At 70.6% G+C, this 23,061-nt stretch carries 22 protein-coding genes and 1 pseudogene; 11 read left to right on the forward strand and 12 right to left on the reverse strand.

Annotated features, from left to right (window positions below; all coding sequences use genetic code 11):
• Window positions 1–21 precede the first annotated feature (21 nt).
• Window positions 22–672, reverse strand: a complete 651-nt coding sequence (locus tag ACE7GA_RS16515; RefSeq protein ID WP_376088652.1) for a hypothetical protein — start codon at window positions 670–672, stop codon at window positions 22–24.
• Window positions 673–916: 244 nt separating this feature from the next.
• On the opposite strand from ACE7GA_RS16515, the gene ACE7GA_RS16520 reads away from it, so the two are divergent.
• The 10 genes and pseudogenes from ACE7GA_RS16520 to ACE7GA_RS16565 all read left to right on the forward strand — a co-directional run bounded on the left by ACE7GA_RS16520 (window position 917) and on the right by ACE7GA_RS16565 (window position 10,459).
• Window positions 917–2,023 carry an extracellular solute-binding protein gene (locus ACE7GA_RS16520; protein WP_376088655.1) on the forward strand — a complete coding sequence of 369 codons (1,107 nt, stop codon included), beginning with the start codon at window positions 917–919 and terminating at the stop codon, window positions 2,021–2,023.
• Between the two features lie 89 nt (window positions 2,024–2,112).
• Window positions 2,113–2,943 (forward strand): annotated as a pseudogene (locus tag ACE7GA_RS16525) (ABC transporter ATP-binding protein); the annotation flags it as partial.
• A 142-nt stretch (window positions 2,944–3,085) separates the two neighbouring features.
• Complete coding sequence (locus ACE7GA_RS16530; RefSeq protein ID WP_376088658.1) at window positions 3,086–3,880, forward strand: ABC transporter permease; 795 nt, start codon at window positions 3,086–3,088, stop codon at window positions 3,878–3,880.
• Between the two features lie 35 nt (window positions 3,881–3,915).
• On the forward strand, window positions 3,916–4,677 hold the full coding sequence (locus ACE7GA_RS16535; RefSeq protein ID WP_376100311.1) for an ABC transporter permease: 762 nt from the start codon (window positions 3,916–3,918) through the stop codon (window positions 4,675–4,677).
• 77 nt (window positions 4,678–4,754) lie between these two features.
• On the forward strand, window positions 4,755–5,975 hold the full coding sequence (locus ACE7GA_RS16540) for a pyridoxal phosphate-dependent aminotransferase (protein ID WP_376088661.1): 1,221 nt from the start codon (window positions 4,755–4,757) through the stop codon (window positions 5,973–5,975).
• A gap of 79 nt (window positions 5,976–6,054) precedes the next feature.
• On the forward strand, window positions 6,055–6,435 hold the full coding sequence (locus tag ACE7GA_RS16545) for a GNAT family N-acetyltransferase (protein ID WP_376088664.1): 381 nt from the start codon (window positions 6,055–6,057) through the stop codon (window positions 6,433–6,435).
• Window positions 6,436–6,628: 193 nt separating this feature from the next.
• A complete protein-coding gene (locus tag ACE7GA_RS16550; protein WP_376088667.1) occupies window positions 6,629–7,684 on the forward strand; it encodes an NAD(P)H-dependent flavin oxidoreductase in 1,056 nt (351 codons plus the stop codon).
• A 65-nt stretch (window positions 7,685–7,749) separates the two neighbouring features.
• Complete coding sequence (locus tag ACE7GA_RS16555) at window positions 7,750–8,952, forward strand: pyridoxal phosphate-dependent aminotransferase (protein ID WP_376088670.1); 1,203 nt, start codon at window positions 7,750–7,752, stop codon at window positions 8,950–8,952.
• A 20-nt stretch (window positions 8,953–8,972) separates the two neighbouring features.
• The gene (locus tag ACE7GA_RS16560; protein ID WP_376088673.1) at window positions 8,973–9,962 is read left to right on the forward strand and encodes a GNAT family N-acetyltransferase; all 990 of its coding nucleotides are present in this window, start codon (window positions 8,973–8,975) and stop codon (window positions 9,960–9,962) included.
• The gene (locus ACE7GA_RS16565; protein ID WP_376088676.1) at window positions 9,959–10,459 is read left to right on the forward strand and encodes a DinB family protein; all 501 of its coding nucleotides are present in this window, start codon (window positions 9,959–9,961) and stop codon (window positions 10,457–10,459) included. Before ACE7GA_RS16560 ends, ACE7GA_RS16565 begins: the two co-directional genes overlap by 4 nt.
• Before the next feature lie 3 nt (window positions 10,460–10,462).
• Here the strand turns inward: ACE7GA_RS16565 and ACE7GA_RS16570 are convergent, their stop codons facing one another.
• The 7 genes from ACE7GA_RS16570 to ACE7GA_RS16600 form a co-directional block, all read right to left on the reverse strand.
• Complete coding sequence (locus tag ACE7GA_RS16570) at window positions 10,463–11,596, reverse strand: MFS transporter (RefSeq protein ID WP_376088679.1); 1,134 nt, start codon at window positions 11,594–11,596, stop codon at window positions 10,463–10,465.
• A 26-nt stretch (window positions 11,597–11,622) separates the two neighbouring features.
• Window positions 11,623–12,000, reverse strand: a complete 378-nt coding sequence (locus tag ACE7GA_RS16575; RefSeq protein WP_376088682.1) for a VOC family protein — start codon at window positions 11,998–12,000, stop codon at window positions 11,623–11,625.
• Between the two features lie 114 nt (window positions 12,001–12,114).
• Window positions 12,115–13,122 carry an ABC transporter ATP-binding protein gene (locus ACE7GA_RS16580; protein WP_376100314.1) on the reverse strand — a complete coding sequence of 336 codons (1,008 nt, stop codon included), beginning with the start codon at window positions 13,120–13,122 and terminating at the stop codon, window positions 12,115–12,117.
• Window positions 13,123–13,166: 44 nt separating this feature from the next.
• Entirely contained in the window at window positions 13,167–14,189 is a 1,023-nt protein-coding gene (locus ACE7GA_RS16585; RefSeq protein WP_376088685.1) for an ABC transporter ATP-binding protein, read from the reverse strand.
• Window positions 14,186–15,112: an ABC transporter permease gene (locus ACE7GA_RS16590; protein WP_376088688.1), complete on the reverse strand. Its 927-nt coding sequence runs from the start codon at window positions 15,110–15,112 to the stop codon at window positions 14,186–14,188. Before ACE7GA_RS16590 ends, ACE7GA_RS16585 begins: the two co-directional genes overlap by 4 nt.
• Entirely contained in the window at window positions 15,109–16,083 is a 975-nt protein-coding gene (locus tag ACE7GA_RS16595; protein ID WP_376088691.1) for an ABC transporter permease, read from the reverse strand. Before ACE7GA_RS16595 ends, ACE7GA_RS16590 begins: the two co-directional genes overlap by 4 nt.
• Window positions 16,084–16,095: 12 nt before the next feature.
• Window positions 16,096–17,670, reverse strand: a complete 1,575-nt coding sequence (locus ACE7GA_RS16600) for an ABC transporter substrate-binding protein (protein WP_376088694.1) — start codon at window positions 17,668–17,670, stop codon at window positions 16,096–16,098.
• Window positions 17,671–17,805: 135 nt separating this feature from the next.
• On the opposite strand from ACE7GA_RS16600, the gene ACE7GA_RS16605 reads away from it, so the two are divergent.
• Entirely contained in the window at window positions 17,806–19,434 is a 1,629-nt protein-coding gene (locus tag ACE7GA_RS16605; protein WP_376088697.1) for an ABC transporter substrate-binding protein, read from the forward strand.
• Between the two features lie 61 nt (window positions 19,435–19,495).
• Here the strand turns inward: ACE7GA_RS16605 and ACE7GA_RS16610 are convergent, their stop codons facing one another.
• The 4 genes from ACE7GA_RS16610 to ACE7GA_RS16625 form a co-directional block, all read right to left on the reverse strand.
• Window positions 19,496–19,960, reverse strand: a complete 465-nt coding sequence (locus ACE7GA_RS16610; RefSeq protein WP_376088700.1) for an Lrp/AsnC family transcriptional regulator — start codon at window positions 19,958–19,960, stop codon at window positions 19,496–19,498.
• Between the two features lie 80 nt (window positions 19,961–20,040).
• A complete protein-coding gene (locus tag ACE7GA_RS16615) occupies window positions 20,041–20,610 on the reverse strand; it encodes a DedA family protein (RefSeq protein WP_376088703.1) in 570 nt (189 codons plus the stop codon).
• Between the two features lie 227 nt (window positions 20,611–20,837).
• Complete coding sequence (locus ACE7GA_RS16620; RefSeq protein ID WP_376088706.1) at window positions 20,838–21,968, reverse strand: type III PLP-dependent enzyme; 1,131 nt, start codon at window positions 21,966–21,968, stop codon at window positions 20,838–20,840.
• A 358-nt stretch (window positions 21,969–22,326) separates the two neighbouring features.
• Window positions 22,327–22,962, reverse strand: coding sequence for a TetR/AcrR family transcriptional regulator (locus ACE7GA_RS16625; protein ID WP_376088709.1), 636 nt, complete (start codon window positions 22,960–22,962; stop codon window positions 22,327–22,329).
• Window positions 22,963–23,061: the final 99 nt, after the last annotated feature.

Here is a 23,061-nt window from a genome sequence, read left to right on the forward strand (position 1 = left end):
AGGGCTTCGGGCAGGAACGGCTCAGAGCGCGAGGCGCGCGCCGTTCTCGAGCAGCAGGCCCGCGCCGGTCTCCAGCAGCAGGGCAAAGGCGGAGAGGACCACGAAGGAGGGCGAGGTCTGGGTCACCAGCGGCTCCGCGGCATCGGCCGCGCGCAGGCGGTAGCCGTTGGCGGCGGCCGGGGCGGTGAAGGTCGTCGTCGCGGCGCCGCCGGCGACGGCGACGTCGTTGGGACCGGCGGCGACGTTGCCGGCCGCGTCGAGCAGGGTGAAGCGCACCGTCGCGACGGGCCCGGTGACCGTCGCGCCGATCGCGAAGGCCTCGCCGACGTTGAGGCCGGCGGGCACGGGGCCGAGGGTGAGGCAGCGCGCCACGGCGGTGGCGGTCAGCGCCGCGTCGAAGTCCAGCAGCCCCGCCGCGGTCAGCCGCAACGCGGGCGAGGAGGCGTCCACGACGAGGCCGTTGCCGACGCCGCCGCCCTCGCGCACCGGCAGGATGGAGGTCGCGTCGCCCGCCTGGACGACGACGATGTGGCCCGGGCGCAGACGGTTGGTCGCGGTCGCGAAGTAGCCTGGGGCGAGGACGACGGCGCGCGTGTCGGTCGTCCGGTAGAGCCACATCGAGAAGTTGTCGGCGGCGACGAGCGGGATGAGGTTCTGCGGTTCGTAGGGCATGCGGGGGCTCCGGCGGGACGAGGCGGCGCGAACGCGGAAAGCCCCGCGCGGCGGGGGCCGGCGGGGCTCAGGCAAGGGCTGGGTGGGGGACGGGCGCAGTTCACCCGTTGACGAGCAGGCGTTACTCCGGAACGACAACCTATGTCAAGGAAAAACGGCCTATAACGTCACGATCCGCGGGCCGTTCCGGGCGGCGAGGATCGCCTGTAGCCTGCGCGCCAACCTTCCCAGCACGGGTCCGCGCATGATCCTCCTCCGCGCCCTCGCCGCGCTCCTCCTCGCCCTCCCGTCGCTCGCGATGGCGCAGGAGCGGGTGGTCAACGTGTACAACTGGACGGACTATATCGACCCCTATGCCATCGAGCGCTTCCAGCAGGAGACGGGGATCCGCGTGCGCTATGACGTCTTCGACAGCCTGGAGACGCTGGAAGGGAAGCTCAGCGCGGGGCGGTCGGGCTACGACGTGATCGTGCCGACGAGCGAGCCGACCTTTTCGAGGTTGGTGCGCGCCGGCGCATTGCGGCGCCTGGATCGAGCGGCCCTGCCGAACCTCGCGAACCAGGACGCCGCGCTGCTGCGGCAGGTGGAGTCGAGCGATCCGGGAAACGCGCACGGGGCCATCTACCTCTGGGGTACGATCGGGATGGGGATCAGGCCCGACCGCATCCGGGCGCTCGCGCCGGATGCGCCGCTCGATTCCTGGGACCTGATCCTGCGGCCGGAGAATGCGCGGCGCCTCGCGCGCTGCGGCATCGCCATCATGGACAGCGGGATCGACGTGATCCCCTCCGTCCTGCGGTGGCTGGGGCGCGATCCCAACTCGGCCGACGCGGGGGACCTGCGGGCGGCGGAACAGGCGCTGCTCGCGATCCGGCCGCACGTGCGGGCCATCGTCGCGTCCTCCGCCATCATGGATGCGCTGGCGAACGGGGAATACTGCGCCGTCATCACCTATTCCGGCGACGTGGTGCAGGCGCAGGGGCGCGCGCGCGAGTCGGGGCGGGGCGTGGGCCGCGATTCGGAGGGGCTGACCTACGTGCAGCCGCGGGAGGGTGCCCAGCTGTGGTTCGACATGCTGGCGATCCCGGCCGACGCGCCGAATCCGGAGAACGCGCAGGCCTTCGTGAACTTCATGCTGCGCCCCGAGGTCATCGCGGGCGTGACGAACCAGGTGCGCTACCCCAACGCCGTGCCGTCCTCCCGGCCCTCCGTGCGGCCGGAGGTGGCGGGCGATCCCAACGTCTTCCCGACGGCGGAGATGGTGGCGCGCACCTTCACCGCCTCGGCGCCCGGCGCGGCGGCGGAGCGTGCGCGCAGCCGCACCTGGTCACGGTTCAAGGCGGGCCGTTGACGCTTCTCTCCGTCCGGGACGTCGTCCGGCGCTTCGGGGACGTGCCAGCGCTGGACGGCGCGTCGCTCGATGTCGGGGCCGGGGAGTTCGTGGCGCTGCTCGGCGGATCGGGCAGCGGGAAGTCCACGCTGCTGCGCGTCGTCGCGGGGTTCGAGCGCGCGGATTCCGGTGCGGTGCTGCTGGACGGGGCGGACCTGACGGGCGTGCCGCCGCACCGCCGGCCCGTGAACATGATGTTCCAGTCCTACGCGCTGTTCCCGCACATGAACGTCTTCGACAACGTGGCCTACGGGCTGCGTCGCGACGGCGTGGCGCGGGCGGATGTCGCGCGGCGGGTCGGCGAAGCGCTGGCCGCGGTGCGGCTGGACGGGCTGGAGGGGCGCAGGCCCCACGCGCTCTCGGGCGGGCAGCGGCAGCGCGTGGCCCTGGCCCGCGCGCTGGTGAAGCGGCCGCGGCTGCTGCTGCTGGACGAGCCACTGGGTGCGCTGGACGCCGGGCTGCGGGGAAGGACCGGGTTCGAACTCCGCGCCATCCAGCGCGAGAGCGGCGCCGCCTTCGTCATGGTCACGCACGACCAGGCCGAGGCCCTGGCGCTGGCCGATCGCGTGGCGGTCCTGGAGCGCGGGCGGGTGGTGCAGGAAGGGCCGCCGCGCGCGGTGTACGAAAGACCCGCGACGCGCTTCGTCGCCGACTTCCTCGGCGCGGCGAACGTCCTGGATGGTCGCGTCGAGGACGGGGCGCTGGTGTCGCCCGGGGTGGTGCTGCGCGGGACGGCGCCCTTCGCACCTGGCGTGGTCGCGGCGGCGCTGCGGCCCGAACGCGTCCGGCTGGTCGCGGCCGCGCCCACCGTCAACGGCGTCTCCGGCGTGGTCGAGGAAGCGGCCTTCCGCGGCGACGACACCATGCTCGTCGTGCGCCTGCCGGGGGCGCGTCGCTGCGGGTGGCGCACGCGGAGGAAGACGGGGCGCCGCCCGGGCGAGGCGCCGCCGTCGCGCTGGCCTGGGACGAAGCGGCGGTGGTGCCCCTGTGCGGCTGATCCGTGCGGCCCCGGCAGCCTGGCTCGTGCTGTTCGTCGCGCTGCCGCTCGTCCTGGTCGGCGTCATGGCCGTGTCCTGGCAGGCCGAGGGGATCCCGCCCTACGCGCCGCCCTGGCGCGGGCAGGGGGTCAACCCCGACAACCTGCGCCTGATTCTGGACGACCCGCATTACCGGGACGCGCTGCTCCAATCCCTCGTCATCGCCGCGGCCACGGCGGCGGGCTGCATCTTCCTCGGCGGTCCCATGGGGATCGCGATTGCACGGGCGCGCCGTCGGGAGGCGCTGCTGGCCGCCGTGCTGCTGCCCTTCTGGACGGGATTCCTTATCCGCGTCGGCGCCTGGATCGGGCTGCTGCGCGACGAGGGCTGGATCAACGGCATCCTCCGCGCCGCGGGGTGGATCGAGGCGCCGTTGCCGCTCCTCTACACCAACGGCGCCATGCTGGTGGGGATGGTCCACGCCTACCTGCCCTTCGCCGTGCTGCCGATCTTCGCGGCGGCGACGCGGCTGGACCCTTCGCTGGAGGAAGCGGCGGCGGATCTCGGCGCGACGCCCGGGCTGGCCTTCGTGACGGTGACCCTGCCGCAGTTGTTCCCGGCGCTCGCGGCGGCCTTCCTGCTGGTCTTCATCCCGGCGGCCGGGGAATACGTGATCCCGACGCTGCTCGGCCCGGCGGAGGCCACGCTCGTCGGGCGCGTGCTGTTCGAGGAGTTCTTCGGCAACCGCGACTGGCCCGTCGCCTCGGCGCTGGCGGTTGCGCTGCTGGTGCTCCTGATCGGGCCGATCCTGCTGTTCCAGCGCCTGGGGCGCGCGGCGTGAGTCCGCACGGGATCCCGCGCTCCGTCCGCTGGCTGATGTGGATCGGGCTGGCCTTCCTTTGGCTGCCAGTCGTGCTGCTGATCGCCTACGCCTTCTCGGCGGACCGGCTGCCCTTCCGCTGGGGCGGCTTCTCGCTGCGCTGGTTCACGGCTCTCTGGGCCAATGAGCGCCTGGTCGAGGCCGCGTGGCTGTCCCTCCGCGTGGCCGCGGGGGCGGCGACGCTCGCGGTGCTGCTGGGGGGCTGCATCGGCTGGGCGATGGCGCGGGGCGGGCCGTCCCGCGGGCGGGCGATCCTCGGCGCGCTGGCCGGGGCGCCGCTCGTGCTGCCGGAGGTGGTGACGGGCCTGTCCCTGCTGCTGGCCTTCGTGGCCCTGGAGAACGCGGTGGGCTGGCCGGCGGGCCGGGGCGCGCTGACCGTCCTGCTGGCGCACGCGACCCTCGGTGCCGCCTACGTGGCGGTCGTCGTCCAGGCCAGGCTCGCGACCTCCGACCGGGACGTCGAGGACGCGGCGGCGGACCTCGGCGCGACGCCCTGGGTCGCCTTCCGCACCGTCACCCTGCCGCTCATGGCGCCCTCCCTCGTCGCGGGCTGGCTGCTCGCCTTGACGATGTCCCTCGACGACGTGGTCCTCGCCTCCTTCACCTCGGGACCCGCGGGGACGACGCTGCCGGTCGCGCTCTTCTCCATGCTGCGGCTCGGGATGACGCCGGAGGTGAATGCGCTGGCCGCGGTGCTGCTGGTCCTGGCCGGGGCGGCGCTGGGCCTAGCGGGCTGGGTCCTGCGGAAGCGGGGCTGATCCGGCGCCTTTGGCGGTTCCGTGGCGCAGGGAAGGGGGCTAGGGTCCCGCCCCGCCAGAAACCCGACCCCGGACCGATGAACGCCATTCCACCCGCCGCCCTCACCGCCGAGCGCCTGGACCGGATCTCCCCGTCCCAGACCATCGCCATTTCCGCCAAGGCGCGGGCGATGAAGGCGGATGGACGCGACGTCATCTCCCTCTCGGCCGGCGAGCCGGACTTCGAGACGCCGCGCAACATCAAGGACGCGGCGATCCGCGCGATCGAGAATGGGGAGACGCGCTACACCGACGTCTCGGGCACGCGGAAGCTGCGCGAAGCGGTGGCGCGGAAGTTCAAGCGGGACCACGGCATCGACTACAAGCCGGAGGAGATCGTCGTCTCCACCGGCGGCAAGCAGGTCATCTTCAACGCGATGGTCGCGACGCTCGACAAGGGCGACGAGGTCATCATCCCCGCGCCGTGCTGGGTGTCCTACCCCGACATCGTGTCGCTGGCGGACGGGACGCCGGTGATCGTGGAAGCCGGGCCGAACCAGGGCTTCAAGATCACGCCGGAGCAGCTGGAAGCCGCCATCACGCCGAAGACCAAGTGGCTGATGCTGAACAACCCGTGCAACCCCACGGGCGCCGCCTACACGCGGGAGGAGCTGAAGGCGCTCACCGACGTGCTGATGCGGCACCCCAACGTCTGGGTCTTCACGGACGACATCTACGAGAAGCTGGTCTTCGGCGGCTTCACGTTCGCGACCGTCGTCGAGGTCGAGCCGGGGCTGAAGGACCGCACGGTCACGATGAACGGCTGCTCCAAGGCCTATGCCATGACGGGCTGGCGCCTGGGCTTCGCGGGCGTGCCGCTGCCGCTGGCCAAGGCGATGGACAAGCTGCAGAGCCAGTCCACGTCCAACACGTCCTCCATCACCCAGGCCGCGGCGGTCGAGGCGCTGGACGGGCCGCAGGATACGGTGGAGGAGATGCGCCGGGCCTTCGAGCGCCGGCGCGACATGGTGGTGCGCCTGCTGAACGAATGCCCCGGCCTGCACTGCAACACGCCGGAAGGCGCCTTCTACGTCTTCCCCTCCGTCCAGGGCTGCCTCGGCAAGACGACGGCGGGCGGGCGCAAGCTGGCCACCGACGAGGACTTCGTCATGGCGCTGCTGGAGGAAGGCGGCGTCGCGACGGTGCACGGCTCCGCCTTCCTGTTCCCCGGCTACATGCGGATCTCCTATGCCGAGGGCGACGAGGTGTTGCGCGAGGCCTGCGCGCGGATCAAGCGGTTCTGCGCCGATCTCAAGTAGAGGGCCTGCACTGGACTTCGCCTTCGCGCCGGCCGCGGAGGGGGATTTCGAGCGGCTGCTCGACCTCCGCCTCCGCACCATGCGGGAACACCTGGAGCGTGTCGGCCGGTTCGACCCGGAGCGGGCCCGGGCGATGCTGCGGCGGCGCTTCGATCCCGCGACGATGCGGTTGGTCCTCGTGGACGGCGACCTTGCGGGCTGCGTGGACGTCGCGCCCCGAGGCGATCACGTGGAGATCGGATTGTTCTACCTCGAGCCAGCGCATCAGGGCCGCGGCCTCGGCCGCTCGGTGCTCGACGCGATCCTGGCGGAGCGCCCCGGCCTGTCGCACCGTCTCGAGGTGCTGAAGGGGAGCCCGGCGCAGCGCTTCTACGCGCGCGCGGGCTTCCGCCGCACGGGTGAGACAGAATGGGACGTGCAGTTCGAACGGCCGGCCCAGGATGCGCCGACGCCCGGCTGACCACAGTCCCGGCTGACCACAGTCAGGGCGCACGCGTGCGCGCCAGCCACCCAGCCCCGGGCCGAAGCCCCGCGGTGTCAGCCCCGCCGAGGGCGCCCGGCCCAGCGCGCGGAGGTGCGCTGCACCGGCGCCTGATCGCCCGCGCCGGCGCCTGGCGCTAGCCTTTGCGAGACGTCCAGCGGAGATCGCGACCATGCCCACGCCGAAGCAGCGTGCCGAGGCCTTCTGTGAACGGTTCGGTCTCCGCGTCCCCGTCGTGATGGGACCGATGGCCAGCGCCTCGCCTCCGGCCCTTGCGGCAGCAGTGGCGAACGCCGGTGGGCTCGGCAGCCTCGGTGCCCTGCAGATGGGGCCGGTGGCCATCGCGGACTGGGCCGGGACCTTCCGCTCGCGCTCGAACGGCGCATTCCAGGTCAACACCTGGATCCCCGATCCGGCGCCACCCCGCGACCCGGTGCAGGAGGAACGGATGCGCGGGCTGCTGGCCGCGCACGGGGCAGACATGGGCGACCTCGACGGTCCGGGGCTGCCGGACTTCGGCGCCCAGTTGGAAGCGATCCTCGCGGCCGGGCCGAACGTCGTTTCCTCCATCATGGGGCTCTATCCCCCCGACTTCGTCGAGGCGTGCAGAGCGCGGGGAATCGCGTGGTTCGCGAATGTCAGTTGCCTCGAGGAGGCGCGGGCTGCGGAAACGGCTGGGGCGGACGCCGTCGTCGTCTCCGGCGCGGAGGCGGGCGGACACCGCGGCGCCTTCGAAGCGGAGGAGGCCGCGTCGCGGACGGGCACGACCTTCGCCCTCGTGCCGCAGGTCGCCGACGCGGTCCGCGTGCCCGTGATCGCCGCGGGCGGGATCGCGGACGGGCGCGGGCTGGCGGCGGCGCTGGCCCTCGGTGCCGCGGCGGTGCAGGTCGGCACGGCCCTGCTGCGGACGCCGGAGGCCGGTATCGCGCCGCCTTGGGCCGAGGCCATCGGCCGCACGCGGCCCGAAGACACCGTCATGACGCGCGCCTTCTCTGGCCGCTTCGCCCGGGCTGTTCGCAGCGCCTGGACCGAAGCGGTCGGCGACGACGCGCTGCCCTATCCGTTGCAGCGGATGGCCACCGGGCCGATGCGGGACGCCGCGCTCCGCGCCGGCGACGCGGAGCACCTGCAGATGTGGGCAGGGCAGGGCGCCCGCCTGGCCCGCGCGGAGCCCGCGGGCGAGGTCGTCCGGCGCATGTGGGACGACGCGCGCGCGATCCTGGCCTGAGGGTTGGCGGCGGAAGGAACGGGCCCTAGGTTCGCCGCCCCTTCCGCAGAGTCCAGGTCTCGCCGATGCCCGCGCTCGCCCAGCGCCTCGAACAGGTCAAGCTGTCCGGTTCCACCCGCATGTCGATCCGCGCGCGCGAGCTGCGCGAGGCCGGGCATAAGGTCATCTCCCTCACCGTCGGGGAGCCGGACTTCGCGACGCCGGCGCATGCCGTGGAGGCCGCCCACCAGGCCGCGCTGGCGGGCCGCACGAAGTACCCGCCGAACGACGGCTGGCCGGAACTGAAGGCCGCGGTGCAGCGCAAGTTCCGCCGCGACAACGGCCTGGACTACGCGCTCGACGAGATCATGATCGGCAACGGCGGCAAGCAGGTCATCCTGGACGCCATGCTCGCCAGCGTGGATCCGGGTGACGAGGTGGTGGTCCACACTCCTTTCTGGACCGCCTACGCGGACATCGCGAAACTCGCCGGTGGCACGCCCGTCTTCGTCGCCTGTCCCCAGAACAACGGCTTCAAGCTGCGGCCGGAGGACCTGGACGCCGCGATCACGCCGCGGACCAAGTGGGTGGTGCTGAACTTCCCGAACAACCCCTCCGGCGCGGCGCTGACGCGGGACGAATTGCGCGCGTTGACCGACGTGCTGCTCAAGCATCCCCATGTCTGGATCATGGCGGACGACATGTACGAACACGTCGTCTACCCGCCCTTCGAATTCTCGACGGTGGCGCAGGTGGAACCCGGTCTGCGCGACCGCACGCTGACGGTGAACGGCGCCTCCAAGACCTACGCGATGACGGGTTGGCGGGTCGGCTTCTGCGGCGGGCCGAAGCCGCTGATCAAGGCAATGGTGAACATGCAGAGCCAGACGACGAACGGCATCGCCACCGTCGCCCAGGCCGCCGCCATCGCCGCGCTGGACGGACCGCAGGACGGCGTGCGGGAGCGAATGGAGGGCTACCGCGCCCGCCGCGACATGGTCGTCGCGATGTTGAACGAGGCGCCGGGCCTGCAATGCCACCGGCCCGACGGCGCCTTCTACGTCTATCCGTCCGTGGCCGGCCTCCTGGGGCGGCACAGCGCGAGCGGGACCCGGCTGGAGACGGACGAGGACGTGGCGATGGCGATCCTGGAAGAAGTCCACGTCGGCACCGTGGCCGGCACGGCCTACGGCATGTCGCCCTATATCCGCCTGTCCTACGCGACGGACGACGCCACGCTGCGCGAGGCCTGCACCCGCATCCAAGCCTTCTGCCGGGGCGTGGTGTGACGGCGACCATTCATCCCCCTTTGATCCGGCCGGGGCGGGACGAGGACGCCGAGGGCTTCATCCGCCTGATCGGGGATGCCTGGTCGGAATACCCCAACTGCATCCTCGACGTGGACGGGGAGCTGCCGGAACTGCGCACCCTCGCGACCTACTTCGCAGGCCTCGGTGGCACGGTCTGGGCGGCGGAGGAGGATGGCGCGCTCGTCGGCATGGTCGCGACGCGGCCGCTTAACGACGACCGGGCGTGGGAGATCGCGAAGATGTACGTCGCGAAGGCGCATCGCGGCAGCGGCCTCGCCCACGCGCTGATCGGGACGGCGGAGGGCCACGCGGTGGCCCAGGGCGCACGGCGGATGATCCTCTGGACCGACACGCGGTTCGAGGCGGCGCACCGCTTCTACGAGAAGCGGGGCTACGTCCGCTCCGGCTCCATCCGCATCCTCGACGACATCTCGAAGTCGCTGGAATTCCGCTACGCCAAGCCGGCCGTCGGGCTGGTGGTGGACGCGCTGGACGCCGCCGCGGCCGCGAGCGCGGAGCGGCGCCTGGCTGATATCCTCGTCGCTTGCGTGAACGGTGGCGCTTCCGTCTCCTTCCTGCCGCCGCTTTCGCTCGAAATCGCGAAGGCGTTCTGGCGCGGCGTCTCCGCCAGCGTCGCGACCGGCGGGACGGTCCTGCTGGTCGCCTGGTGCGACGGGCAGATCGCCGGCACCGCGCAGCTCGTCCTCGCGCAGCAGCCCAACGGCCCGCACCGGGCAGAGGTCGCGAAGGTCCTCGTGGACCCGGCCTACCGCCGCCGCGGCATCGCCCGGGCCCTGATGCAACGGGTGGAACAGACGGCGCGTGGCATCGGCCGTAAACTCCTCATCCTCGACACCTGGAGCGACCGGGAAGCCGCCGTGCTCTACCGCGCCCTCGGCTGGATGGAGGTCGGGACGGTGCCGGGCTACGCGATCGAGCCGGACGGCTCCCCCGTGGACACGACCTTCTTCTGGAAGCGCGTCGCGTGATCACGCCGGACTGGTGCCGCATGATGGCCGCCTACAACGCGGAGATGAACCGCCGCCTCTACGTCGCTGCGGCACGCCTGCCGAACGAGGCGCGCCGGCGGGAGGAGGGCGCCTTCTTCGGCTCTCTCCACGCCACCCTGTCGCACCTGATCTGGGCCGACATGATGTGGATGGCCCGCTTCGACGGCGGGGAGAAGCCCTCGGTCGGCATCCGCGACAGCGGACGAATGGTCGAGACCTGGGAGGAGATGCTGCGCCTCCGTGCCTCGCTCGACCGCCGGGTCGCCGACTGGACCGACACGATCGAGGCGGACTGGCTCGCGGGCGAGTTCCACTGGTTCGCCAGTTCACTGCAGCAGGACATGAGGCGTCCCACCGCCATCGTCGTGACGCATTTCTTCAACCACCAGACCCATCATCGGGGCCAGGCGCACGCGGTTCTCACCCGCCTGGGGGAGGATACCGGCGCCACCGACCTCGTCGCCGTCCTGCCGTAGCGCTCACGCCCGCCGCAGCCGCGCGCCCATGACGGCGACCGCGCCTGCCAGCAACGCAAGCAGGATGAAGGCCGCCCGCAGCCCCGTGACCGAGGCGATGCCCCCAACGACCGGCGGGCCGAGCAGGAACCCCGCGTAGCCCGCCGTCGCCACCATCGCGATCCCCGTGGCGGGAGAGGGGCCGAGCCGCCCCGCCGCGCTGAACAGCACAGGCACGATGTTCGACAGACCGAGGCCGATCAGTGCGCACCCAGCGATCGCGAGCTCCGGCGTAGCGGCGGCCAGCGCGTAGCCCAGCGCCGCAAGCGCCCCGCCCCCTGCCGCGACCCGCGCCGGGCCGAGGGCGCGCACGATGCGGTCGCCGGTCAGCCGCCCCAGCACCATCGCCGCGGAGAAGACGGCGTATCCCGCCGCAGCCACCGGGGGAGAGGCCTTCGCGACAGTAGAAAGGTACACCGCGCTCCAATCGGCCATGGCGCCCTCGGCCACCATGCAGGCCCCCGCGGCGGCGCCGAGGCCGAGGGCGGCTCGGCCGGGCAACCTGAAGGCCGGTCCTCCGCCGCCTGCCTCGCCCGGTCCGATCCGGGGCCAGGCCGCCCCGACCAGCGCCAGGCAGAGCAGTCCGGCGCCCGCCATGATCCAGCCCTCGGCCCCGCCGAGCCAGGCGATGCCCGCGCCCAGCCCCGCGCCGACCAGCCCGCCCGCGGAGAAGGCCGCGTGGAAGGACGACATAATCGCCCCATCCCAGCGCGACTCGACGTGGCTGGCATGGGCGTTCATCGCAACGTCCGTCGCCCCCATTGCCGCGCCGAGCAGCAAGGCCAGGACCGAGAGCGACGCCAGCCCGCCCGCGAGCGGCGGCAGCAGCGTTGCCGCGGCGAATGCCAGCCCCAGCCACCGCGTCGCCCGGCCCGTGCCGAGCCGGGGCGCCAGCAGCCCCGCCACCGGCATGGACAGCACCGCCCCCGCCGCGAAGGCGAGGAGGGCGATGCTCAGCGCCCCTTCGGAGAGTCCCAGCCGCGACTGAAAGGCCGGCAGCGACGCCGCCCAGGCCCCCGTGCCGATGCCCGTGACGAGGAAGACGAGGGTCGTGCCCAGGCGCGCCCCGCCGAGTTCGCCGCGCGAGATTGCGGCCATTAGGCCGCCGCGCGAGATTGCGGCCATCAGGCCGCCGCGCGTTCCAGGAGTTCGATCACCACCCCGTCCGGGCCGTCGAGGAACGCGATGCGCACGCCCCGTATGTCGAGCGGCCCGTTCGCGACGGTGGCCCCGGCCGCGCGGGCCGCGGCGAGCGCGGCATCGAGGTCGGAGACGCCCAAACCCAGATGTTCCATCCCGAGATGCGGCGGTCGCGGTGCCGCCAGCGTGCGCTCCGGCACGAGGTCCAGGAAGAGGCGCAGGCCCGCGAGGTCCAGCACGACCCGCCCTGCCTTCGGATCGGGCGGCGGCAGGCGGCGCGCACCCAGCACGGACTCGTACCACCGCGCCGCTCCCTCCGGATCGAGGGAACGGAGGTGCAGGTGGTCCAGCGCCAACCGCATGTCAGCGCAACTGGTTGATGCCGCCGCCCCCGCCGACATAGCCGCCGCGAGCGCCCTCGCGCTGCTCGCAGGCGCTCAGCCCCAGAAGGGCAAGGAAGGCGACGACGGCGCGCGTCACGTCGGCAGCCCCGCGCGGCCCGGTTCGTCGTTCAGGTGGCAGCGGCTGCGGTGGCCCGGCGCGATGTCCTTCAGCACAGGGATTTCGGCGCGGCATCGGTCGAAGGCATGCGGGCAGCGCGGGTGGAAGTGGCACCCGGAGGGCGGATTGAGCGGGGAGGGGATCTCCCCCTGCACCGTCGCGAAGGCCTTCTTCCGCGCTTCGATCCGCGGCACGGAGGCGAGGAGGGAGCGCGTGTACGGATGGTTCGCGCCGGCGAAGACCGTTTCGCTCGGCGCCTCCTCCACCACGCGCCCCAGGTACATGATCACGACGCGGTCGGAGAGATGTTCCACCACGCCAAGGTCATGCGAGATGAAGAGGTAGGTGAGGTCCAGCTCCTTCCTCAGCCGCATGAACAGGTTGAGGATCTGCGCCTGGATCGAGACGTCGAGCGCCGCGACGGATTCGTCGCAGACGAGGAACTCCGGCTGCACCGCGAGCGCCCGCGCGATCCCGATGCGCTGCCGCTGCCCGCCGGAGAACTGGTGCGGGTAGCGTTCCTTGAAGCCCGGATCCAACCCCGCGCGTCGCATCTGGTCGTCCACGTAGCGGGCGAGTTCGGATCGTGTCGTCAGCCCGTGGAAGAGCGGTGCCTCCCCGATGATGTCCTGCACCTTCAGGCGCGGGTTGAGGGAGGACATCGGGTCCTGGAAGATCATCTGGGCCTGCAGCATCGCGGCCCGCGCTTCCTTGCCCGAGAGCGTATCGCGGTCGCGCCCCTTCCAAAGGATCGTGCCGTCCGACGGCGGCAGGATGCCCGCAACCATGCGGCCCAGCGTGGACTTGCCGCAGCCGGATTCCCCGACGAGCCCGACGACCTCGCCCTTGCGGATCGTCAGGTCCACCTTGTCCACGGCGTGCACGACCTCGTCGCGCAGCGGCATGCCGAGCTTCGCCAGGATCTTGCCCGCGATGTCCAGGCGCTTGGCGAAGCGGCGGGAGACGCCCTGCACCTCGATCATCGGCGCCGCGGTCGAAGCGACGGGCGGCTGTTCCAGCACGGCGCTCACGCCGCCGCCCCCAGGTGCGGCAGGAAGCAGCGGGCGCGGTGATCCGGCAGCAGCTCGTCCAGCGCGGGATCGTTGCGGCAGACCTCAGCGGCGCGCGGGCAACGGGACTGGAAGGGGCAGCCGGGTGGGAGGTTCAGCAGGGAAGGGGTCATGCCGGGAATCTGGCGCAGCGGCTCGCCACGCCGGTTACGGGAGGGGACGGAGCCGAGCAACCCGACCGTGTAGGGGTGCATCGGGTGGTCCAGCACGTCGGAGACGTCGCCCGTTTCCACGATACGGCCGGCGTACATGACGGCGATGTCGTCCGCGAGGCCCGCCACGACCGAAAGGTCATGCGTGATCCAGATAAGCGAGGTGCCTGTCGTCGCCGCGAGCTTCTGGACCTCCGCCAGGATCTGCCCCTGAATCGTGACATCCAGCGCCGTCGTCGGCTCGTCGGCCACGATCAGCTCGGGGCTGTGGAGCAGGGCGATGGCGATGGCCACGCGCTGCCGCATGCCGCCGGAGAACTGGTGCGGATAGGCTTTCAGGCGCTCGTCCGGCGAGGGGATGCCGACCATGCCCAGCGTGTCTCGGGCGCGCTGGCGCGCGTCCTCCCTGCTGATCTTCACGTGGGCCTGCATGGTCTCGATCATCTGCGTGTCGATGCGCAAGACCGGATTGAGCGTCATCATCGGGTCCTGGAAGATCATCGCGATCCGGTTGCCCCGGATCGCACGCATCTCCTCCTCGGACGCCGTGACGAGGTCGCGCCCGCCGAACAGCATCTGCCCGCCGGTGATCCGCCCCGGGGCGTCCACCAGCCGCATGATCGAGAAGCCCGTGACCGTCTTGCCGGAACCGGACTCCCCCACCAGCCCCATTACCTGCCCGCGTCCCACCGTGAAGGACACGTCGTTCACCGCCTTCACCTCGCCCGCGCGGGTGAAGAAGGAGGTGGACAGGCCGCGGACGTCGAGCGTGACGGCAGGGCGCGCCGTGGCCGGGGCGGTCGGCGCCGCGGACAGCGTCGTGCTCACTTCTTCAGCCGGGGGTTCAGCACGTCGCGCAGGTGGTCGCCGACGAGGTTGATGGAGACGATGGTGACCAGCAGCGCGATGCCCGGATAAAAGGAAATCCAGTACTTCCCGGAGAGCATGTACTCATAGCCGTTGGCGATCAGCAGACCGAGCGACGGTTCCGTGATCGGCACGCCGAGGCCGAGGAAGGAGAGCGTCGCCTCCAGCGCGATGGCGCGGGCGATCTGGATCGTGCCGATGACGATCAGCGGCGCCATGCAGTTGGGAAGGAGGTGGCGGAAGATGATGCGCCGCGTCGGCAGGGCGAGGCATTGCGCGGCCTCGATGTATTCCCGCCGCCGTTCGACCAGCGCCGTCCCGCGGACGGTGCGGGCGTAGTACGCCCACTCCACGATCACCAGCGCGATCACAACATTCATGATGCCCTTGCCGAGGAAGGCCAGGATCATCAGCGCCGCCAGGATCGTCGGGAAGGACAGCTGCAGGTCCACCGCCCGCATGATCACGGTATCCGTCCGCCCGCCGGCATAGGCCGCCAGCATCCCGAGCGAAGCACCAACGAGTGCCGCCACGATCGCCGACCCGGCGCCGACGATCAGGCTGATCCGCAGGCCGTACATGATGCCCGAGAGCATGTCCCGCCCCTGGTCATCCGTACCCAGCCAGAAGGTCATCGTGTCGTCGCCGTTCCGCGAACCCGGCTCCAGCCGCCCGTCCATGATGTCCAGCTGCGCGAGGTCGTAGGGGTTCTGCGGCGCGATCAGCGGGGCGAAGATGGCGATCAGTGCGATGACGACGAAGACGATCAGCGCGCCGACCGCGATCCTGCTTTCCATGAACTCCGAGACGAAGCGCTGGAACGGCGTCTCGACCTTCGGCGGTGTCGGCGCGGCGACCGCGCCGGGGGCGGTGGTGACGCTCATCCCTTGCTCTCCAGCCGCACGCGGGGATCGAGGACGGAGTAGAGGAGGTCCACGACCAGGTTGATGACGATGAACATCAGGACGATCGCCATGAGGTAGGCGACGATGACGGGTCGATCGAGGACGTTGATGCTGTCGATGATCAGCTTGCCCATGCCCGGCCAGGCGAAGACGCTCTCCGTCACGACGGAGAAGGCGATCGTCGAGCCGAGCTCGAGCCCCGTGACGGTGATGACGGGAATCAGGATGTTCTTGAACACGTGCACGAAGGTGACCCGGAAGGGCGAGAGCCCCTTGGCGCGGGCGAACTTCACGAAGTCCATCAGCATCGTTTCCCGCACGCCGGCGCGGGTCAGGCGGATGACGAGGCTGATCTTGAATAGCGCGAGATTGAGCGCGGGCATGAGCATGTGGGCCAGTCCGTCGCGGGTCAGGAAGGACCAGCGCATCCCCAGGATCTCGACGGTCTCGCCCCGCCCGGTGGAGGGGAGCCACCCCAGCTGCACCGCGAAGACCATGATGAGCATCAGCCCCACCCAGAAGGTCGGGAGCGAAAAGCCGAGGATGGACCCTGCCATGATCGCCTTCGCGCCGAGCGAATGCGGCCGCAGCCCTGCGTAGAGCCCGAGCGGGATCCCGATCAGCACTGCCGCGAAGGTCGCGCCGATCGCCAGCTCCAGCGTCGCCGGCGCCCGCTGCGCGATGAGTTGCAGCGCGGGCTCGTTGAACACGAAGGACCGGCCGAGGTCTCCGCGCACCGCGTTGGACAGGAAGACGAAGTACTGTTCCCAGAGCGGCTTATCGAGGCCGAGCGCCGCGATGGCCCGCGCCCGCTCCGCCTGGTCCGCATCGGGCGAGATGAGGATCTCCACCGGATCGCCGATCGCGTACACGCCGATGAACACGATCACCGACATGATCAACATCACGAGGGCGGCCTGGATGAGCCGCCGGAGGAGATAGACGCTCACCTCGCCCGGTCCTTACCGCGCCGCGGGGCGCACGTCCTGCGCCCGGGTCAGCTCGTCCGCGCGCGCGTCGATCGTCAGGCCGCGACGTGATGCCCAGATGTTGGTCTGGATATGCAGCGGAATGACGGCCACGTCCTCCGCCGCCATCCGCTGCGCGCGCACGAGGATCTGCTCCCGCTTCTCGTTGTCGAGTTCGGACAGAGACTCGACGATCAGTGCGTCGATCTCCGGGTTGGAGTAGCGCCCGCGGTTCGACGCGCCCCAGCCCCGCTCGCTGCTGACGGTGCCGATGATGTTGCGCAGCGGATGCGAGCCGTCGGGGTTGGAGCCCCAGCCGATCAGGTGTGACGAGTATTCCGCCCGCGCCGCGCGCCCGACGAACAGCGCCCAGGTCTGCGCCTCGACGCCCGTGCGGACGCCGACCCGGGTCCACATCTGCCCGACCGCCTGCGCGATGCGGGAATCGTTGATGTAGCGGTCGTTCGGCGTGTTCAGCTGGATGCGGAAGCCCTGGGGGTAGCCGGCCTCGGCCAGCAGCCGCCGCGCACCCTCCGGATCGAAGCGCGTGACCGGCAAGTCGGGAACGTGGGAGTAAGTCCCCGGCGGCAGGAACTGGGACGCCGGCGTCGCCGCGCCCTCCATGATCCGGGACGTGATGGCCTCCCGATCGATCGCCATGGAAAGGGCCCGACGCACGCGCACGTCGCGCAGCGGGTTGCGACCGAGCGGCCGCCCCTCATTGTCGGTGACGAAGGGTGAGTTCTCGTTCGCCGCGCGCAGGTGATCGAGGCCGAGGAAGATCAGCCGCAACCCCACGATCTCCGACAGGGAAACGCGGTTGTCGGCCCGCAACTTCGTCAGATCCGTCGTCGGGACCTGGTCGATCACGTCCACGTCGCCCGCGAGCAGCGAGGCCGTGCGCGACGCGTCGTTCGTGATCATCCGGTAGTTCACGCGCGCGAAGGCCGGGCGATCACCCCAGTAGGCATCGTTCCGTTCGAACAGGATGCGGTCGCCGTTCCGATGCTCGACGGCGCGGTACGGCCCCGTGCCCACGGCGGCACGCACGGCGTTGAAATCCTCGGTCGTGGAAGTCTCGTTCGTCGCACGGTTGAGGATTCGGACATTCGTCATGTCCAGCGGCAGCAGCGGATAGGGCTGCGCCGTGTGGAAGCGCACCGTCAGGGGATCCACGATCTCGATGCGCGTGATCGGGCGGGAATAGATGGCGTAGGAGGACGGCGAGTTCGGCACGTTCGGCAGGCGGCCGATCGTGAAGGCCACGTCCTCTGCGGTGAACTCGCGCCCGTTGTGGAAGCGGACGCCCGGCCGCAGCTTGAACTCCCAGGTCGTCGGCCCGACCGCGCGCCATTCCGTCGCCAGGCCCGGCACGTTGTTCGCGCGTGCGTCGGTGTTGACCAGCTTGTCGAAGATCATGTCCGAAACCGCGTTGTTCGGCGACAACTGGTGGTAATGCGGGTCGAGCGACGTCACGGGCGACCCGACGCCCATCGTCAGCATCGCCGTGTTCGGCGGCGCGGCGCCCGGCGCCTGAGCCATCGCCACCGACGGCAGAATCGCGGTCACGGCCGCCAGAAGGTGCCTTCTCATCATGTCGCCCCCCGGGCAGCGTTCGCCACCGCCTCGTGCCCCGATCCTAGCAGCCGGCCCGAACCGCCGCTAGTTTCGGCCCATGCATGAACCGGACCGGGAGGCCAAGCCTTGACCATCCACCCCACCCGCCGAGCCCTGCTGGGTGCCGGCGCGGCCCTCGCCATGCCTGCCGTCGGCGCCTCGGCTCAAGGAGGCGCGGCCCAGGGCGGCGCGGGCGGCGCGGAGCGCAACCTGACCGTCGGCATCGGCGGTTCCGTCACCTCCCTCGATCCGCACTTCTTTAACGCTTCCCCGAACAATTCCCTCGCGATGCACGTCTTCGACATGCTTGTGCAGCGCGATGCGGCGGCGCGCGTGTCCCCAGGGCTCGCCGAATCCTGGCGGGCGGTCGAGCCTACGGTGTGGGAGTTCAAGCTGCGCCGCGGCGTGAAGTGGCATGATGGCCGCGACTTCACGGCCGATGACGTCGCCTTCACCGTCGAACGGGCGCCGAACGTCCCGAATTCCCCCGGCGGCTTCGGCGGCTTCCTCCGCGCCATCACGCGAGCCGAGGTGGTGGATCCGTTGACCATCCGGTTCCACACCGCGGCGCCGCACCCGCTGCTGCCGACCGAGCTGGCGTCCGTCGCCATCATCGCCCGGCATGCCGCGGGCAATGCGACGACGGCGGACTTCAACTCGGGCCGGGCAGCCATCGGCACGGGTCCCTACAAGATCGCGGCCTATCGCCCGGGCGACCGGACGGAACTCGTCCGCAACGACGATTACTGGGGCGGAGCCGAGCCCTGGTCCCGCGTGTCCTACCGCTTCATGGCGAATGACAGCTCCCGCGCCGCGGCCCTGCTCGCCGGAGACGTGGACCTGATCGACCAGGTGCCGACGAGCGACCTCGCCCGCATGCGGGGCGACAACCGCGTTTCGATCGCCGAGATCGGTGGCCTCCGGCTGATCTACCTCTTCCCCGATTTTTCCCGCGAAGGCCCCTCGCCCTACGTCACGGACAACGCCGGCACGCCGCTTCCCCGCAACCCGTTCCGCGACCTGAAGGTGCGGCAGGCCCTGTCCCTCGCGATCAACCGTGAGGCCCTGTGCCGCCAGATCATGCAGGGCACGGCGCAGCCGACGGGACAGTGGCTGCCGCCCGGCTCGTACTCCTACAACCCGGAGGTCACGCCCCCGCCCTTCCAGGCCGACCGCGCCCGCGCGTTGCTGGCTGAGGCCGGGTTCCCGCAGGGTTTTCGCGTGACCCTGCACGGCCCGAACGACCGCTACCCCAACGACGCCCAGACCATCCAGGCCATCGCCCAGATGTGGACGCGGGTCGGCGTGCAGACGCAGGTGGACGCGCAGCCCTGGGCCGCCTTCTCCCCTCGCAACGCGCGGCAGGAATACGCGATCCGCCTCGTCGGCTGGGGATCGGTGACGGGGGAGGCCTCCTACCTCCTGGTCAACATCCTCAATACCTTCGACGCGGCGAAGCGCACGGGGGCCAGCAACAACGGGCGCTACTCGAACCCGGCGCTGGACACGCTGACGGAGCGCGCGACCGCGATCCTCGACGACGGGGAGCGGGAGAAGGCCCTGCAGCAGGCGGTGAAGGTGGCGATGGACGACCTTGGCATCATCCCGCTCTTCCAGCTCACCAACGTGTGGGCGTCCAAGCGCGGTATCACCTACGAGCCGCGGGCGGATGAGCGCACCGTCGCCATGGGTACCCGGCCCGCGGTGATGCGCTGACCTGTGCCGGGGCGGGCCACCGTGCGGCTCGCCCCGTCCGGATCGCTCCCCGGGGGGCCGCCTATTCCTCGTCGGCAGGCGCGACGGGGAGGATCATCGTCTCCTTCTCCGTGCCGAGCGCAACCATGACATCGGTCCGCTCCACGCCTGCATGGGATCGGATCTCCTCCGCCACGAAGGCATTGAGGGCGGCGAGGTCGGGGACGCGGAGCTTGATGATGTAGTTCCAGCGCCCGCTGACCGCGTGGCACTCCAACACGTTCTCCGCCCGGCGCACTGCCTTGCGGAAGGAGGCGTCGTCACGTCCCGGCCGGATCGCGACGAGCACGTGGGCGAGGAGGGGACACCCCACCGCGGTCGGATTCAGGGCGGCGTGCCAGCCGCGGATCGTCCCGCGTTCTTCCAGCCGCTTCAGGCGCTCGGCTGTGGCGGAGACGGAGAGGCCGGCGACCTTGGACAGGTCCGCCAGCCCCGCGGCGCCGTCCTGCTGCACGGCGATGAGGATGTTGCGGTCACTCTCGTCCATCCCGCCAGCCTAGACCCGGGCGGCCGGGCTTGTCAGGCGGGCGCCCACCCCGAGACCGGAAAAATTACGGCGGGGCTGGGTCAGATGGCCGGGGCGACGACCCGCCGCCTCCGGAAGCGGCGGTAGAGGAACACGGTGAGGAGGAGAAGTGCGCTGCCGGCGATCACGTAGAACAGGTTCTGCGGCCCGATCAGCCCGCCGAGGAACCAGCCCGCCGCGACGAAGGAGGACGCCCAGACGCCCGCCGCCACGAAGTTCAGCATCATGAACCGCTTGCGATCGAAACCCGCCAGCCCGCAGGCCGCTGCGGCGACGTTGCGGATGCCGTACAGGAAGCGGAAGGACAGGATGAACCAGGTCCCATACTGATCCAGCATCCCCGTGGCATTCTGGAACTTCGCCTCGGCGTTCGGGAAGCGCTTGAGGACGCCGGGGCCGTAGCGGCGCCCGAGGCTGAACCAGGTCTGGTCCCCAAGGAACGACCCGATCCAGACGGCGACGAGCAGGATCCAGGGATCGACGAGCCCCGTTGCGGCACCCAGCGCGGACGCGATGAGGACGAAGGTTTCCCCTTCGAAGAAGGCCCACAACGCGGCCAGAACGTATGCGAGGGCTCCGTAACTCGCCCAGATTTCCTGGATCTCCGCCACGTCAGCCCCCGGTCTTCCAACATTCTTATTACCGGTTGTTCATGGAAAGGGAAGCGAAATCCGCGGCTGAGACGATGGAACATCGGGAATGCTCATAGCGAATTTCAGCGAATGCAACCACCGGCTGTGCTGCACCGCGATGGCACGACTAATCCGAAGGTATTACGAAACCGTTAGAGCGATCACGGGAATGGGAGGAGCCGCGGTTCCTCCCATTCCCTTCCGGATCAGACGTAGTGCTCGGCCAGGGGCGCGAATCCGTTGAAGCCCTGGCTAGCATAGGTCGTGACGTAGGCGCCCGTCGCCAGGATCTCGACCTTGTCGCCGGCGCGCAGCGCCGTCGGCAGCCGGTAGTTCGCCTTCTCGTACAGCGTGTCCGTGCTGTCGCAGGTCGGACCCGCGATCGTCACCGGACCCTCCGCCCCGCCGTCATGCGGCGTGCGGAAGGCGTACTTGATTGCTTCGCCCTCCGTCTCCGCCAAGCCGCCGAAGCGGCCGACGTCGAGGTAGACCCAGCGAACCGGATCGTCCGTCGCCTTGCGGGAGACGAGTACGACTTCCGACTGCACCACGCCCGCATCGCCCGCAATGAAGCGGCCCGGCTCGACCACCATGTCGGGGATGGCGTTGCCGAAGTGCTCGACCATCGCGCCCATGATCGCGTCGGCGAAGGCCTCGATCTCCGGCACCTCCGCGCGATAGCGCACGGGATAGCCGCCCCCGAGGTTCACCATGCGAACGTTCACGCCGGCATCCTTCAGGTCGGTGAAGAGCATACCGACCTTCGCGATCGCCGCCGCATAGGCGCCCGTGTCCGTCTGCTGGCTGCCGACGTGGAAGGACAGCCCGAACGGATCGAGGCCAAGGCCCGCCGCGCGGATCATCAGGTCGCGCGCCATTTCCGGCTCGCACCCGAACTTGCGCGACAGCGGCCACTCCGCCCCGTCGTTCCCGACGAGGATGCGGCAATACACCTTCGCGCCCGGCGCGGAGCGGGCGAGCTTGTCCAGCTCCTCCTCCGAGTCGAAGGCGAACATGCGCACGCCGCGCTCGAAGGCGGCCTTGATCGCCCGCTCCTTCTTCACGGTGTTGCCGTAGGACACCGCATCGGGCGCCGCGCCGGCATCCAGCACCGCGGAGACCTCTTCAAAGGAAGCGGCGTCGAAGCAGGAGCCAAGGCCGACCAGCCGCTCGAGAATCGGGCGGGCCGGGTTGGCCTTAACGGCGTAATAAATACGCGCGAGGGGCAGGGCCCTCTTCAGGCGACGGTAATTCTGCTCGACCCGGTCCACGTCGAGAACGAGGCAAGGCGTCGCCAGGTCGTTCTCGGCCAGGAAGCGAGCAATCTTCGGGGTCATCGCACCACCCTCCGCAAAGGATGTGGCAGAGCCGCCACCCTTGTGCGGGCGGCCCAGCCGGGTTGACGAACGGTCGAACGAACCAGCGACCAAGTGAGGCCCCGTGATCCCGACCTGACGGCCGAAACCCCGGGGGGTTGCCAGAACGCTTGACGTCGTTGCGTAACCGCGTGGGCCAGAGGCACGTGCGTACTGCGTCTGAGGGGGCAAATAGCCCCGGCACCCACCCTGCGCAAGGATCAATCGGCCGTGAACGCTGATTTTTTCCGGGGACCTCGTCGGCGGACCGGAAAGCGGCCGGAACCGGCTGTCGAAACCCGGCGAAATCCGCCGATCAGTCCTGCAGTTTCCGGGGGCTTTACGGTTCCCGGGGTACGCCGTAGGCGCGAATGAACATCGCCACCGCTGCATCAGCCGCCGCTGCCACTTCCTCGTCCGAAGGGGGTACGGCTCCGAGCATCGCCCTCAGGTGCAGGTCGCCGCGCATCAGCGCGCCCAACTGCCCCGCTGCCGCCTCCGGATCCATATCGGCCCGCAGCAGGCCGAGGCGCTGCTCCTCACGCAGCAGACGCGTCAGCCAGGCGCGGCCGGTAGATGGCCCCGCCGCCTGGAAGGTCCGCGCCAGGTCGGGAAAGCGCGGCCCCTCCGCCACGACCGTCCGGTAGATCGCCAGGGTGTGCGGCGAGAGAAGGAACTTCAGCCAGACCCGCGCCGCCTGCCGCAGCGCCTGCTCCGGCAAGGCATCAGCCGACAGCAGCGCCTCCGCCTCTGCGGTGATGGCCGCGCACCGCTCCGCCACGATCGCCCCGAACAGAGCGTCCTTGCCGCTGAAGTATGCATAGAGCGTCGCCTTCGACACGGCGGCCGCCTTCGCCACTGCGTCCATGGAGACGGACGCATAGCCCTGCGCCAGGAACAGCTCTGCCGCCGCGTCAAGGATCGCGGCTCGCTTCGGGCTGGACTCGACGACGGACGCGGTGACGGCAACGGACAACGGACAAGCCTCCCGGCGGTCGCGGGCATATTAGACTGAACGGTTCAGTTTTCCATGGACAATGTGATCAGGCGCTCCCATAACCCACACTGAACTGAA

The organism is Roseomonas sp. CCTCC AB2023176 (assembly GCF_042259275.1).
Taxonomy (GTDB): domain Bacteria; phylum Pseudomonadota; class Alphaproteobacteria; order Acetobacterales; family Acetobacteraceae; genus Roseomonas.

Coding starts and splice junctions, on each gene's coding strand:
- ACE7GA_RS16610 (WP_376088700.1), bottom strand. CDS start 19,960: ATGGACGAGAGTGACCGCAACATCCTCATCGCCGTGCAGCAGGACGGC.
- ACE7GA_RS16540 (WP_376088661.1), top strand. CDS start 4,755: ATGAACGCCATTCCACCCGCCGCCCTCACCGCCGAGCGCCTGGACCGG.
- ACE7GA_RS16555 (WP_376088670.1), top strand. CDS start 7,750: ATGCCCGCGCTCGCCCAGCGCCTCGAACAGGTCAAGCTGTCCGGTTCC.
- ACE7GA_RS16550 (WP_376088667.1), top strand. CDS start 6,629: ATGCCCACGCCGAAGCAGCGTGCCGAGGCCTTCTGTGAACGGTTCGGT.
- ACE7GA_RS16575 (WP_376088682.1), bottom strand. CDS start 12,000: ATGCGGTTGGCGCTGGACCACCTGCACCTCCGTTCCCTCGATCCGGAG.
- ACE7GA_RS16580 (WP_376100314.1), bottom strand. CDS start 13,122: ATGATCGAGGTGCAGGGCGTCTCCCGCCGCTTCGCCAAGCGCCTGGAC.
- ACE7GA_RS16590 (WP_376088688.1), bottom strand. CDS start 15,112: ATGAGCGTCACCACCGCCCCCGGCGCGGTCGCCGCGCCGACACCGCCG.
- ACE7GA_RS16545 (WP_376088664.1), top strand. CDS start 6,055: ATGCGGGAACACCTGGAGCGTGTCGGCCGGTTCGACCCGGAGCGGGCC.
- ACE7GA_RS16570 (WP_376088679.1), bottom strand. CDS start 11,596: ATGGCCGCAATCTCGCGCGGCGAACTCGGCGGGGCGCGCCTGGGCACG.
- ACE7GA_RS16515 (WP_376088652.1), bottom strand. CDS start 672: ATGCCCTACGAACCGCAGAACCTCATCCCGCTCGTCGCCGCCGACAAC.
- ACE7GA_RS16535 (WP_376100311.1), top strand. CDS start 3,916: ATGTGGATCGGGCTGGCCTTCCTTTGGCTGCCAGTCGTGCTGCTGATC.
- ACE7GA_RS16620 (WP_376088706.1), bottom strand. CDS start 21,968: ATGACCCCGAAGATTGCTCGCTTCCTGGCCGAGAACGACCTGGCGACG.
- ACE7GA_RS16520 (WP_376088655.1), top strand. CDS start 917: ATGATCCTCCTCCGCGCCCTCGCCGCGCTCCTCCTCGCCCTCCCGTCG.